The organism is Halorubrum sp. GN12_10-3_MGM (assembly GCF_005435235.1).
GTDB lineage: Archaea > Halobacteriota > Halobacteria > Halobacteriales > Haloferacaceae > Halorubrum > Halorubrum ezzemoulense.
The window spans coordinates 1-13,703 of the sequence record NZ_SGUB01000014.1 but is presented as its reverse complement, the minus strand read 5'-3'; the positions used below and the strand labels follow the sequence as shown (position 1 = coordinate 13,703).

The 13,703-nt window shown below is 54.8% G+C and carries 6 protein-coding genes; 1 reads left to right on the top strand and 5 read right to left on the bottom strand.

Annotation, left to right across the window (positions count from 1 at the left end):
* Window positions 1–76: 76 nt before the first annotated feature.
* The gene (locus EXE47_RS11345) at window positions 77–1,822 is read left to right on the top strand and encodes a DUF2254 family protein (RefSeq protein WP_137708299.1); all 1,746 of its coding nucleotides are present in this window, start codon (window positions 77–79) and stop codon (window positions 1,820–1,822) included.
* Window positions 1,823–2,000: 178 nt separating this feature from the next.
* Here EXE47_RS11345 and EXE47_RS11340 read toward each other — a convergent pair whose 3' ends face one another.
* The 5 genes from EXE47_RS11340 to EXE47_RS11315 form a co-directional block, all read right to left on the bottom strand.
* A complete protein-coding gene (locus EXE47_RS11340; protein WP_241997578.1) occupies window positions 2,001–5,288 on the bottom strand; it encodes a helicase-related protein in 3,288 nt (1,095 codons plus the stop codon).
* A 109-nt stretch (window positions 5,289–5,397) separates the two neighbouring features.
* The gene (locus EXE47_RS11335; RefSeq protein ID WP_137708297.1) at window positions 5,398–9,405 is read right to left on the bottom strand and encodes an Eco57I restriction-modification methylase domain-containing protein; all 4,008 of its coding nucleotides are present in this window, start codon (window positions 9,403–9,405) and stop codon (window positions 5,398–5,400) included.
* A gap of 302 nt (window positions 9,406–9,707) precedes the next feature.
* Window positions 9,708–11,021: a helix-turn-helix domain-containing protein gene (locus tag EXE47_RS11330; protein WP_137708296.1), complete on the bottom strand. Its 1,314-nt coding sequence runs from the start codon at window positions 11,019–11,021 to the stop codon at window positions 9,708–9,710.
* 385 nt (window positions 11,022–11,406) lie between these two features.
* On the bottom strand, window positions 11,407–12,381 hold the full coding sequence (locus EXE47_RS11325; protein ID WP_089309197.1) for a deoxyhypusine synthase: 975 nt from the start codon (window positions 12,379–12,381) through the stop codon (window positions 11,407–11,409).
* An 801-nt stretch (window positions 12,382–13,182) separates the two neighbouring features.
* On the bottom strand, window positions 13,183–13,536 hold the full coding sequence (locus EXE47_RS11315; protein ID WP_089309196.1) for a MarR family transcriptional regulator: 354 nt from the start codon (window positions 13,534–13,536) through the stop codon (window positions 13,183–13,185).
* Window positions 13,537–13,703: the final 167 nt, after the last annotated feature.

Below are 13,703 nucleotides of genomic sequence, written 5' to 3'. Positions count from 1 at the left end.
ATAGTGAAATAGTCACAGGTGGATTCCGATGTTTTAGAACAACTTACAACACGCTATTCTCATTCAATAGATACACATGACCCTGGACTGGGAGGACCTCCGCTCACTAATCCAATGGGGCGTCCCTGGTGTGGCCATCGGGACTACATTCCTTGCCGCACTCGTTCCGAGCCTGTTTGTTGTTGACCAATCAGTCCAGGGTCTCCTCCAGACGCTCGTTACTGCCCAAGCGAGCATCCTCGCGATTGTTGTCTCTGTCACACTCTTGGCGACCCAACTGGTGGCAACGAACTACGCCCCGCGGATGTCGACGCTACTCTTACGAACGGACCAGTTCAGGCAAACCTTCGCCCTCTTCATTGGCTCTATCACTCTCGACGTCGTCGTGTACCTCGCCCTCGGGCAGGCCCAACACCCGCTTCTCTCCGGGTTATTTTACAGTACCCTGGTGCTATTCATCTTGGTTCTAGTATCGGTCTACCTGTTCTCGATTGAGATGGTCTCTCAATCGATTCCGGAACGCCTCGTAGAACTGTTCACCCAGACGGTCTCGGTTGAGGAGTACATCGACAAAACCGAAGCGTACGCCGAGAGCCCGGAGTCGAACACGCACCCACTACAACCGCTCTTTCGTTATACTATGACAGCCTTGTCGAAAGGCGAGTATTCAGCTGCTACCTCTGCGTTGGACCACTACATCCCCTACACAAAGAAGACCCTCACCGAGGTTGAGGAGCTGGAGCTATTGGACGATTCAGAATTTGGCGCTAAGGAGGAACTGTTTGGTCCAGTCCTGAAAGATCATCTCCACCTCATCGCTCAACACGCTGCCGAGAACGACGAATCACAAATACGGAATACTGCAATTCAGGGCCAGGTCGAGATCGGCACACAGGGGATCGGAATTGGGCCACGGTCACGAGTCACGAATCAGGCCTTGAGGGGGCTCCAAAACACGATTCGCGACGGGCCATATACCGACCGCGGGTACGCCTCACTGAACCAGTGCTGGAAAGGAGTGGGCGAGTTGGCCGAAGAAGCCTCTGAGGTTGAATCGAGCACGATCATGCTTACAGCTCGTGGAATTGTACGGCAGCGACTGCGCTCTTCCGTCAGAACCGTCGAAGAACCTGGGTGGATGTCCGACTCGCTTCGTGTCTTGTTCGAACACTTCTGTGAAGCGCATGCGAATACACTCGACTTAATTGGTGAGAGCCAGCCTCTCAAGCAGTTCGGGCCTGACGACCTGTATGGCGACGGTAGACAAACACCGCCTGATAGAGTCGAACAACTGCGATTTTGTCAGCAAGCACTCATCGAGTTCACGAGCGTCGTTATTGAACATCGAATCGAGAACGGACGGTGGATACCGGCAGAAGCTAATTACAGGCGAGCCTGGCAGAACCTCGTAATCGATACTGCTGACACCGGTGCCACTGACTTAGCCGTTGACCTATGTGAGGTGCTGATCCAAGTGGCTTTTATTGAGAACACAGCCAAGCTCCCATCTGTTGATCGGCCTACGTTCAGGGGGATTGACCAAGCGGATCCGAACGAAGTCAACCACTGGCTCAGAGAACTTCAGACAATCGAAGAAAAAACGGACTCCGATGTCGTCTCTCAGGCCTTCGCGAACCTCCTGTCGTACGAACCAGTGGACCCGTCGTCGAACCACCTCATCAGGATTGGTGAAGAGGAACCTGGACGGGAAGAGCTCTACCAGTTCGATGTGCGAGTCGACGGCTACAATGAGCTGAACACACGAGAGGAGTACCCGGATGCCCTTCGTCAGTTGCGCGATAAGGTTCTCAGCTCCGGATAGATCTAGGTTTTGTACCAGCTACAGTCTTCGGTGTCGGTCAGATGAGTACGTCAATACCACGGACTCTGGGGGCTCACTCAGCGGTGACGGCAGTAGTGAGGTGACCGATATGTATTCTGTATTCAGATACGCTTGTATCAGGTCTAAAGGATTTCAACTGAGACGCACGGAAGTAGTCTCACGTCCCGATTCTTGATTGCTCTCCAAGTCCACCCCATTCCCGCGTTTGCTCATCGCTAACCACCATCCAGCAAATGAGTTGGATGTCTTCTTTCCGGATCCGGGGCTTGGGATCCGGGCTTTCGAAGGGCTCTAGCCCTAACTCGTCGACCTTGTTAACAAATAGATTCGACTTCTCTACCGGTCCTATACCTTCGTCGTTGTATATTTCACGGAATTCGCGTTGTTCGCGCCGACTGAGCGGAGCCCCGACAGACTTGCGGGTCCGTTCCGCACCCTCCTGATCAGTATTTGTCGGCGCATGTTCCGCCAAGTGCTCCTCAACCTCGCGGAGGATCTTCGGGACGTCCGGCTGTACGTTCCGAGGGTCGACTTGGTGCTGCCACTGACCGAAGATGTCGTCCCGGGCTTCCTCCCAAGCCTCGTAGACGCCATTTCGGACCTCGTCCGGGAGATGGCGCTCACTTCCCGGGTCGCACTCGATTCGCTTCAGACATCCCAGCGTGTCACGGACTATCGGGTCGTCATCCCTATCGTCCGCTTCGCCCTCGCTAGACTCGTCATAGTCTGTAGGAATGAACCGCAAGTAGAGTTCCTCGCCGATCCGGGCACAGAAAAAGAACCCTGGGTTATCGCCATACATCCCGGAGCCAGCCGCCCATGGAAGCGAGGTCACACGCTTCTCATGGTCAGCAAGCCCATTCCGAAGTTCCTGCCGATACTCCTCACCAGAGTACGCCGCGGCCTCTTTTCCACCCTGCTCGTACGCATCGGGGTCCTCGCTCTGTAAGGCCTCAATATCTCCCTTTTTGTCGGAGTAGTTGCGGTCGACGGTTTCCATATCCGGGAAAATACCACCATCTTCGCCAATGGTGCGAGCTGCCTGCGTGAGTTTCTGGCGTACTCGATGCTCAAGACCGAGAAGGTCGTCTAGACGATCTTCCGGGAAGATACAGTGAGGAAAGATCTCGTCGTGGGGGGAATTAACCCGGTCAATACGGCCGTTTCGCTGGACGACCCGCATCGGGTTCCACGGCAGGTCGTAGTTGATAACATTCCGCGCGTCTTGGAGGTTGACCCCCTGTCCCAGGACATCCGTCGCGATGAGGATGTCGTAGTCGTCGGTCGAGCCCTCCGGTGCGTCGGTTGAGTTCGGCGCGAACCCGTTGACGGCGTCTTGGCGCGTCACCCCGTCGACGGAGCCATCGCCGGTCACTGCCGCGATGCGCCCCTCGTAACACGAGAGCTCGTCATCTTCGGCAACGGCTTCCTTCAGGTAGTCGAGCACCCACTGAACCGTGTCCTTGTAGTAAGAGAACAGCAGCACCTTCCGGTTCTGGCGGAAGGCCGCCTCAAACATTGCCTCCTCGGTAGTGCTGGCTCGGGCATCATCTCGCGCGTCGGAAACGATATCGTGGAGAGTGTCGCGGAGCGCGTGGAGTTTCTCATCGTCATCGCGTGTGACACTCTCCGCACGGTCCCGCCAGTACCGGAGAATCTCAATGTCGTTCTCGAGGTCGGCCCGAAATTGCTCGGGATCCTCATCATCGTCGGTTAACTGCCGAGCACCCACTTGATCTTCGTTGACGCTCTCGAACGCCTCCTCAAACCCCTCATCGCTATCCATCTCGACCCACTCGTCGATGGCATCCGTGTCGGGAGCGTACCCCTCCTCCAAGAGCCCGAGCGCCACTTCGTTCTGCGTGACCATCCGGCTCAGCGTGTTCGCGAACGCACGCGAAGAGGACTCGAACCGCTTCAGCAACCCCGTCCGGAGCAGCCCCACTAACGACAGCTCGGACCCGTCGTCTTCTCCTTCAAGATAGTAAGATGGTCGATAGCGAGCTAACTTCAACTCGGACTCGTCGATATCGTCACCCGCTGCCAGTCCTCTCTTGATGTCCTGGAAGAAGTCATCACCGAATGTATCGTCGAAATCGTAGTCGATACGGCGCGGGCGCTGCTTGGGGAAGTCAACGTAGATGTAGCCACCTTCACCGTCTGGGAGCCGCGCTTGGTCGTAGTTGTCCTTGATGAAACGACGGGTCCGCCTGACGGTCGTCTGATCGAGTACGTCGAACAGCGACTCCGGGTTCAGCTCCGAGGGGTCCTCAGACTGGGCGCTCTTGAAGCGGTCACGCAGCGATCGAATACCGTCGTCGGCGAACGCCGCGTCGTTCTTGATAAAGTAGCGTAGCAAGTAGTAGAGGTCCCACAACGAGTTATTCACTGGCGTCGCGGTGAGCATCACCACATCTTTTGGTGGTGTCCCGCGCAGCAGTTGCCGAAGTGCCTGAGACTGCTGCGTGTTCGGGTTCCGGAACGCGTGGGCCTCGTCCAGTACGACCATCTGATAGTCGTCGACCGGCTGGTCGAGATAGGCTGTGTCGCCCCCGAGCTGGACTTCGTTCCGGAGCTCCGCGTACGAGATGACTTCGTAGTAGAAATTCCACTCAGACCGCACCCTGGTCCACATTCCATCCCGGAGATAAGCTGGAGCCACTACGAGCGCGCGCTGGCGATTCTGCTGGACGGTCTGCTCTAGTAGTTTCCCGCCGATGTATGTCTTCCCGAGGCCGACCTCGTCGGCGACGATGACGCCACCACGCTCCTCAAGGAATCGCTGTGCTCGGAGCTTTCCGTCCTCTTGGAAGTTGGCCAGTTTGATCTCTCCGTCGTCGTCCTCGCCCTCAGCTGCCAACTCATCGCCGTAACGCTCGTACAGCACCCGGAGGTAGATGATATACGGGTCAAATGGATCGAACCGCTCCTCGTACAGCCCCGCCAGGTCGTAGGTCTCGCTTTCTTCCCAGAGGTCCTCGAACCACTCGCTCACGTCGTCGGTAACCTGCGGTTGGTAGGTGCCTAGATTCAGCTCTAAGTTCGAGTTCAGCCCGGCACCAGTGAAGTTCGACGACCCTGCGACGACGCCTTGATGGCCGCCGTCGAACAGATACGCCTTCCCATGGACGAACCCATCTTCGTGGCGTCGCACCTCGACGGCGTCAGAACGGAGCCAGTCCACGAGCTCTCGAAGTCCCTCGTCAACATTCTCAGAGAAGCCGAGCAGGTCTCGGTCCCGTTCGAGATCATCGTCCAGCGACTGTAGTACCTCGTCGACCTGCTCTTGGTTGTACTGCTCGTCGTCCAGCGGATCGCCAGGCTGACGCCACTCTTCACGGTCCTCCTCGTTGGGCTGGGCACCGATGAGCAGGCGTACGTCGCCGACATCCTCTAGCCCTTCCCGCACGGAGAAGTATCCTCGCGGATTGAAGTAGCCGGTCACCACGTCCAGATCGGGCGAATCGCGCAATTCTGTTCCGAGCCCTGACAGATAGCTGTTTATAGCGGCAGTCAGCGTATTATCGTCGCGATTATCGACGAATTGTGGCCGTTCAGTCATCGCTTTGGTCGTGGGCACCCGCCTCCGTGGTATCACTTGTAGCCAGTTCTCTAATCCGGCTCCGGAGTTCTTCCGAGGCAGCCTTTGTCGAGAAGTCACTGAGAACCGTGTCGAGTTCCTCTCTTTCTAGGGCATAACCTTTCGCGACCATAGACTCGATTTTAGCACGAATTTCATACCGCTCCTCGTCTTGATGGGAACTTCCAGTTGTGAGTTCTGCCCCGCCTGGGAGACTCTGGACTCCCCCACGCCGACTCAATTCTGCTGCGAGTCCAGCAACTCGCTCAATGTCGTTCTCGTCCCAATCCGGGAGAGGGAGGTTGTTCAACACCGGCGCTGTCATGTGTCGGTCTACAAGGCGTCTACTCCACCAGTCTGCAGTCAGGCTGTTAAGATAGCCGAGGAGTGCAAGGTGTTCCTCCGCCGTCGTTTCCTCCCTGTGTTCGATTCCGTGTATATATCCTGTACTGTATAGGAAGCCTGAAGCAGGAAGAGCTGAGGCTATGAGCGTCCGTGTGTCGTCATTACGGGCGACGTAGCGATAGACAAGTGCGGGATGGCCCTTACCGTATCTGACTGCTCCATCTACTTCAACCACGTCCTGCTCTCCAAGGAGGTCGTTCGGATCTGCGAACCGACGGTAGTCCTTTTCAGTATTGATCCCGAAATTATCGACGTGTCTGCTCATCAGTACTCGCCAGAGCCCTGGCTCCATCTCGTCATAGACGAGGTCGGTGTGTTTTCCGGATCCACTGAAATCCCAGCGAGCGGAGTCGGACTTGCCCCATATCCAGCTATTTCCAGTTGAGAGACGGGCTTCAGTCTCCATCTTCGGGAAGACATCGCGGGCGCCGTCACTGTTGAACCAAGGGATGACGAGCCGCTTCTCGGTTGTCAGACTTGCTAGGTCGTCGCGAGTGAGATATATTGAATTTTCGAGTGAGACGTTATCAATCGCCTTTTCCTCCTCAATAGCAGGCCAAACATGCGCGCCCGCTTCCTCTTCCGCCGGGGCAGAAGTTATAAGTACAATCATGTACCTTGCCTCGACATTCTCGAAGATCCACTGTTCAGAGTTCCGTGCTTGTAGAACAGTTGCTTCCGAATCCTCTATAATCCGCCGACGCAACTGCTTCCAGCCACCTAATACGAGACACTGTCGCGGCAGGACATATCCCAACTCACCGTCATCGTTCAGCATATCGGTCGCCCGCTCGACAAATAGTTTCGCGTAATCGTAGTGGCCGCGTCCCTGGTCCTCGTAAGAATTACCCACGTACTCCTGATACTGCTCACGCTGATGTTGCTCCCGTTCCTCCTCTTTGGCCTGCTGAGGGTACTTCTCCCGGAGTTCGTCCATATGATCGTCCCGTCGGGAGGCAGGGATAGTGTTGAGTCCTGGATGTCGAGTGACCCAGAACTGCTGGGGCTCAAATCGGACCTTGTCCCAAGGTGGATTTCCGACGATGGTGTCGAAGCCAGAGCGGTTTCCATGGAACACTTCAGGGAATGCTGTTGGGAAGTGGAAGACCTCAAACGGCTCTAAGACATCCTTTGTGTCCTCGTACGTTGAGAGGCTGGTCGGATCCTCGACATTCGTGTCAGTGGCAACCTTAGTGTTGATACCCTCGTCAATACGGGCAGCTGTAAGGATGTCCAGCCGTGCGCGAACGGGCGCGAGCGAATCGTCGATACGGTCCCGCGTCTCGCGCGCCTTCTGTACCTTTTCCGCACTCGTATCTGAGACGTTCTTCGCCTTTTGAATCTCATCATCGAGTTCGTCGATAATACCGGTGCCGCTGTCGAAATTACCTAGTGTCACCTGATCCTCTTCCATCCCGAGTTCGTCGCTCACCTCGCCAAGCGTCCCGACACCGACGAGTGCATCGCCAGACTGGAGGTTGTAATCGAGGAACGTGAGTGGCAGCCCGGGAACGAATGTGTGAACCCACAGCGAGAGCCGCGCGAGTTCCGTTGCGAGTTCATTCAGGTCGACGCCGTAGATACAGCGGCGGGCAATCTGCCGCCGGAGGAGCTGACTTCGTTCAATATTGGGCGTGTACTCCTCGTCCACAAACGCGGCTTCAGCAGCGTCCTTGAGGTTGTCCAGTTCCTCCTCGACCCCGGTGAGGGTGGTCTCCTGTAGGTAGTTTCGGAAAGCCTTCTCGATGCGGTCAACCGCGCCGACGAGGAAGTGTCCCGAGCCCATCGCGATGTCCGCAGTACGGAAGTCGAAGAACGCGTCCGCGGCAGCGGCGTCACCCTCCTCCTCGCGGATGCGGTCGATGCGGTCGAGATGATCATCCAGCGCGGGCTCTAGCGAGTAATCGAGGAGGTGCTCGACGAAGCGCGTCTTCGTGTAGTACGTCCCGGTGGCCTTGCGCTCGCCGGACTGGCCGTGGAGGTACACCTCGCCTTCCTCAATTACGACTTCTTCACCCTCTTCGGCGGGGACGTACTGCTCGTTGCCGTCGTCGGTCTCCATAGTGAGGTCCTGATCGGCGACAGAGAGCTCGGATTCGAGGAGGCCCTCATAGATGACACCGAACTCCCGGACTCCTACGTTGCGGAAGTCGATCGGACCCTCCCAGCCATCCGGCGTTTCGTCGATAAGAAGCGCTTCGAGCGCGGGGCCAAACTCCGCGTCCGAAAGTTCGACTTGGGAGAGCTGGTGGCCGGCCTCGGTCCACTCCTCGTCGTCTGAGAGGAGACGGCCATCGTAGGCGGGCAGCCCCATCGTTGAGGACCCCTCGTGGATAGCTGTCGTAAGCGTCATCACCTCGTCCCAGAGCGTAGTGAGATGGTCGTCATACTCCATCCCCTCGTCGATATCACGGGCTTTCTGCTTGATTGAGTACTTATCGTACTGGTTATTGCGGTAGCGTGGGAGGAACCGCTCGTCCTCGGCGTAGGCGACGAAGAGCAGCCGGTAGAGGAGGACCAGCGTCATCCGGTAGGTCTCATCGAGGTCGTCTTTGTCCGGATCGTCAAGATCGCGGGCTCCCGCGAGCGCCTCGGCGAGCTGCGGAACCACATCGTCATAGATCCGCTCGCGGAGGCGCTCGCCCAACCCGGTGGCGTACTCCTTCGAATCCTCCATAATCTCGTGGAGGCTGCCGCCCTCCTGGAGTGCGTCTCCAGAGAAGAGGAGCCAGAGGTACGCCGCCTGCTCATCGTCGAGCAGGTGCGTATTCACCTCGACATACGTGTCAGTCTGGCCGCGCGAGCCAAAGCCAGCCTCGGGATTCGTCGTGTAGAGTCGGAGCTGGTCACCAGAACTGCCGATGACGTAGTCAAGGTTACGCTGCTCGGCCTGGCGCAGGGCGTAGGCGACTGGTGAGTCGCCGACGAAGCGGTCTTGCTTGTGCTCGAACGATTCTTCCTCCTGAAGGAACACTGCGACGGCTGACTCCCGGCCGTCCTCGGTGTGCTTGAGGACGTAGCTGTGGTCGGTATCGCGCTCAATGGTGTAGTTGAGTCCCTCAAGCAGGTCACGCGGATCCTCTGCGAGGGCGTTCTGAGCTCGCTCGGCCGCCTCAGCCCAGTCGTCCCGCTGGGGGACTCCTTCGATCAGTTCATGCGTCGAGAGAAGTCCTTGATTGTGAAGGCCGGCGAGATCGTCAGAGAGCTGTGGGATGGTGTCCTTGAGGAAACTTCGGGCCGAACTCCCACTCGGCTTATCGAGGGCGATCTCGCAGACGCGCTGGGCCTGCCCTGCGTCAATATCTCGGAACACCATCGGCTCCTCGCCGCTGGGCCCACAGAGACCGACCTTGTCAACGCCGTACTGTGCGACGATGAGCACCGGCGAGACGCGACCATCTCTTCGGTCGGTGTACGTCGTCTGGAGGAACTCCTTAGTAGGCTTGCCGTCCGATTTTGTGATGACGATTTCAAGCCTACTTCCGCTACCCTCGCCCAGATAGACAATACAATCTGCTCCTGTCCGTCCGGACTCCCAGTTTAAGCCCTCGCGATTCGGAAAGAATTCGTCCGCCATAGCATCGAGGATACTGGCAACGGACAAATAGGTGTGGGTCTGTTATGTTGAATCCGATGACAGCAAAAGGATCACGACACCTAGAGGACCGATTACGCCGCTCTTGACCGTGGCTGTGCTGGGTCGACCTACTCGAAGGTATCTACCTTCCCATTCCTCTACCGAGATTGCTTCTCAGGATTCTCTCGATAGCGATACTGAACCAATCGTATAGTGGCCCGATCCCGACGCCTTCTGCGGATTCAACAGACCAAGCTAGACGGAATGTATCACCTGTTGATGATTTCAACAGAATCAACCAGTCATAAGATCCTCGTTGCCAGAGCGAGTTCCAAGTTCACCAACGCATACTTCAGATCTTTTCTTACTTTTTCATCATTACAATCAAGCCACACTCCAGCAACCTGCGAAATCAGATCACGGATCTCGTCATCGTCAAACGACTCATACTCATCTAGCTCTGCCTCGAAATTACCGTACTGTACCTGATCTATATTTTTCCCCAACTCCTTGATCTGAGACTCCGCCGAACACCCGAACTGCCCCCTATACTTTTCCACATCAAACCGAGGATTAGTGATGCTACTACTGTCCGAGAGATATCGATTGAAACTTTCATCATCTCCAGCTATTACAAGCAATTTACAAACTGTGGTACGGATGCTATGAACATCTGGAACAGACTGTAGAATATCTATCACCTGCTCCTGCTCGTATTGATCCAACCAAAGCACCCCCGGAATCCAGTTCTTCAACGCGCTCTCAGTAAGAAGTCGAACTGCCTCATCATCAAGTGAGAAGTTCTCATAGCCCTCATAATATCGCATTAGGCCAAAAAGATCCGTGTAGTGCTCTGGGTTGCTTTGTCTCCGATGAATATCTGCCTCCAACTCGTGAGACAGCTTCGTGAATGAATCCCGCGTAACTTCACTGGAAACAGTATAGTCGCCCTCTTCATCGATAGAGAACGTAATATCGGCTTCTGCTTTCTCGTTCGGCTCGAGATTACCGATCGTAGCAATAGATTCAGGATCCAGTTCTACTACTCGACGAATACCACTCATTAACGACTCACGCTCTTGCTCGAGTCGATACTCAAAAATCGACTCAAACTCTTCTCGGCCAACCTCTTTCTTACCAGAGGCCTTTCTAAGCCAGATCTCCTTTTCTCTCAGCTCGGTACTATCGTTCTCTTCATTTTCCAGCTTACTTGTTGTGACACAGGGAGGCTTACCGATTTTTCCTACAACCAGTACTGCAAATTCAGATCCGTCTTCTTCAAAAGTGTGTAGCGATATCTGGGGACCTGGCCGAAGCCTAGAGTCAATGATCTCCTGTAAATCATCCTCTTCAAAGCTCAGGATATGTCTCGTATCGGTTGACTCATCTTCAGCATCTGCTGGAACACCGACCACCCCTTCCTCTTCGTCACACCCAATCAGGAGATAACGATCCTCTCGACCATCTAAAACGTTTGCCATTGACTGAATGTCCTTGACAAACTCCGCTTCCAAGTACGCGCTCCCCTTGATGTAGTAGTCAGACTTGAAATCAACCCAACTATGTTCATCACCCCCCAAGTTGCTAATTAGCTCCAGAGCCTCATTCCTGTCCATATTTATACTTCACAAAAGACTGCCACTTGAAATTGCGTGTAGATCTCTCAGTGATTTTTGGCCTCGTGAACTCCATGTTGAATTCACGAGAGAGATTCGAGGCGTGATCTACAATAATTGCTAGTTACCTAATCCGGAGACCCGTAGATCATCAAAATACGAGTCCGGAGACCACGTGTTAGTAATTGTATGTATCTCTGACACGCAGCGCGGGTATTATGAGTTTGCCCTGGAAACGTCTAACCCGTCTTCTGTAGGGTATCAGAAATTATATCATGAGAAGGTTCGCGCTGACTTAGCATTACTAATATAATTTTGGACGTGATTATTGCGCTAATTCCGCCCAATCGATGTCATAGCAGACCCGAAACGGGCGTTTGAGAGGTTATTGTTTGAATGCTTTCGCCACAAGCAGTGGGAAGACAAGTGTTGCCTCTGCTTCGACTTGTGTGTAGTTCGTCTGATTTTCTTTAATCTTCCCCCAAGAGACTGCCTCATTCGGTGGTGCACCCGATAATGACCCATCACCCTCCATCCCCGTTGAAATATACACCACGTAATCCGCTCCTCCCCGGAAGAGGTTCGTCATGATTGCATGGTGTTTCGGTACTCCACCCCCCACGGCGATGAGCCCCGTCGAGTCCGCGAGCAGCCCATCTTCAATTAGCGAGTCATAGTCGTCCAAAATCTCAATACCCACTTCTGAATCGTACCCTTGCCGATAGTAGTAGAGGAAGTTCCCGACCTCGGAGTCCGTCAACGCTGGACAGTACACCGGTACGTCGTTGTCCGCCGCCTGCTTCAGAACCGAATCCTCATCCTCAAGAGTTTCACCTAACTCGCGTGCGAACGACGTCGGTGTTCTCACTTTCTCCTCTGCGAAAAAGTCCTCAAAGAAATCATACAGATACTCTTCCAACCACACATACCGGTCAGAAGGAACGAAGAGATTCCCGAGCCGATTGATCCCACGCTCACGGAGCGATGCCTCGTCTGCGTCCCATTTTCCCATTTTGAATGGCTTTGCCGTCTTGATCACGTCCTCGGTCAGCGATCCAGACGTCGTAATAACTACGTCCACATACCCCTCTCGAACAAGATACGCGACGGTCTCGCGCAGCCCCGACGAGATGATGTTTGACGTGAACGTGAGGTAGACAGTGGCGTCCGCCTCCTGCATGCGTTCGGCGATGTCGATTGCCTCTGCGAGCTGCGTCGCCTGGAACCCCGTTGTCCCATACGCGTCGAGCATCTCGTCAAAATCAAATTCTCCGCGAAAGTCGTAGCCACCAACATCCGGCGTGTCGGGTTCCTCATCACTCCCAGGAACGACGTCGCTGTGAGAGTCGTCTGTGTCCATACTACTGGATAATCTGACGCCGGTTTGAAGAACTCGGAATTGGTCTTCAAGCCGTTGTTGAAATCCTCAGCAGTTGAGAGTTTTCACCCCAATCGCTCAGTACAGGGTAGTAGTCTATCGGCGCTTCAGTAGCACAGAAATGAGCATAAGCGCCGCAAAGACGACTGCAAAGCCCATCACTCCGACTCCGAAAACGTAGTACGGGTTCGTGAGATCGGGACTGTTGAGGAACAGAAAGAGAGTAAAACTCGAACCCATCAAGACGATCAGCGCAGACTCAATACTCGGATTATACCAGTCTTCAAGCGTATCTCGAACAGTTCCATACATATCAGAACAATAACTTCTATACCGTATAGCGTTTGTGGTCGGTGAAAATCCCATGAGTTCGCAGTCCTCGTCGACCGGCTGTTTCAGACGAGAGTGTCTGAAAAATTGGATATCAACACAACAGTAGTCGCTTGTTCTCTAGTGAATAGCTTCGGACATGGTGGTGTGCGGGTTCCCACGATTGCTCGTCAACGAAAGCTTCGGAAATGGGGGAGGGGCAGTATTGAACCCACACACCACTGCTTCAAGTGAAATAACAGACTCCATTGGCGATAGGTATTTTCAGCAGTTCTCTATGAGAGTGAGCGATATTAACCAACATACTGGACGGTTCCCCCGATCTACGTTGGTTAAACAACGACCTCGTGTGTTGATTATCGGTGTAATCAGCGAACTCCCTATGCGAGAGATTCCAATACAAAAGTATGAGAGTTGGTGACTAAGAGCTGTCAGAAGCCCTCGAGAGCAGAGTCACTCTTCCTCGTATGTGAGGTTCATCAGCCATTGGGAGAAGGCGTCTGCCTGCGGATCGGCCTCTTCTTCACCAATGAATGGCGAGAGCATATCACCCGCCATCAGCAGTGAAAAGTCACGATCAGATGCTGTTGGTTCGAGATAGTAGGTCCGTTGACCTCCGTACACCGTTTCCTCACGCTGAATCAGCTCGGCACTCTCAAGGCCTTCGACTAGTCGGCTTCCTTTTCGCGAAGAGACGCCCAGCTCTTTCCAAAAGTCGCTCTGGTGAATCCCACCCGTCTCGCGGATCAGTTCAAGACCCGCACGTTCGTCCTCCGAGAGATCGGCTTCACCCTGTGACGCACTCATATTCCAACAGCTAACGTGTATCCATTATAATCGTTCTCTCGTACGTGTTTACCCCGGAGTCTCGACAGCCGGCACAGCGTGAGCCCGTGAGATCAGTTCATTGTTACTGACGGCTCGACGAAGCTCTTCGTATGGATTGCGTCCCTGCTGGCGCCACGTCGCCAGCA

What these genes read in the sequence shown, in the direction of transcription:
- EXE47_RS11325 (WP_089309197.1), bottom strand. Translation starts at nt 12,381, where the DNA reads ATGGACACAGACGACTCTCACAGCGACGTCGTTCCTGGGAGTGATGAG.
- EXE47_RS11335 (WP_137708297.1), bottom strand. Translation starts at nt 9,405, where the DNA reads ATGGCGGACGAATTCTTTCCGAATCGCGAGGGCTTAAACTGGGAGTCC.
- EXE47_RS11330 (WP_137708296.1), bottom strand. Translation starts at nt 11,021, where the DNA reads ATGGACAGGAATGAGGCTCTGGAGCTAATTAGCAACTTGGGGGGTGAT.
- EXE47_RS11345 (WP_137708299.1), top strand. Translation starts at nt 77, where the DNA reads ATGACCCTGGACTGGGAGGACCTCCGCTCACTAATCCAATGGGGCGTC.
- EXE47_RS11315 (WP_089309196.1), bottom strand. Translation starts at nt 13,536, where the DNA reads ATGAGTGCGTCACAGGGTGAAGCCGATCTCTCGGAGGACGAACGTGCG.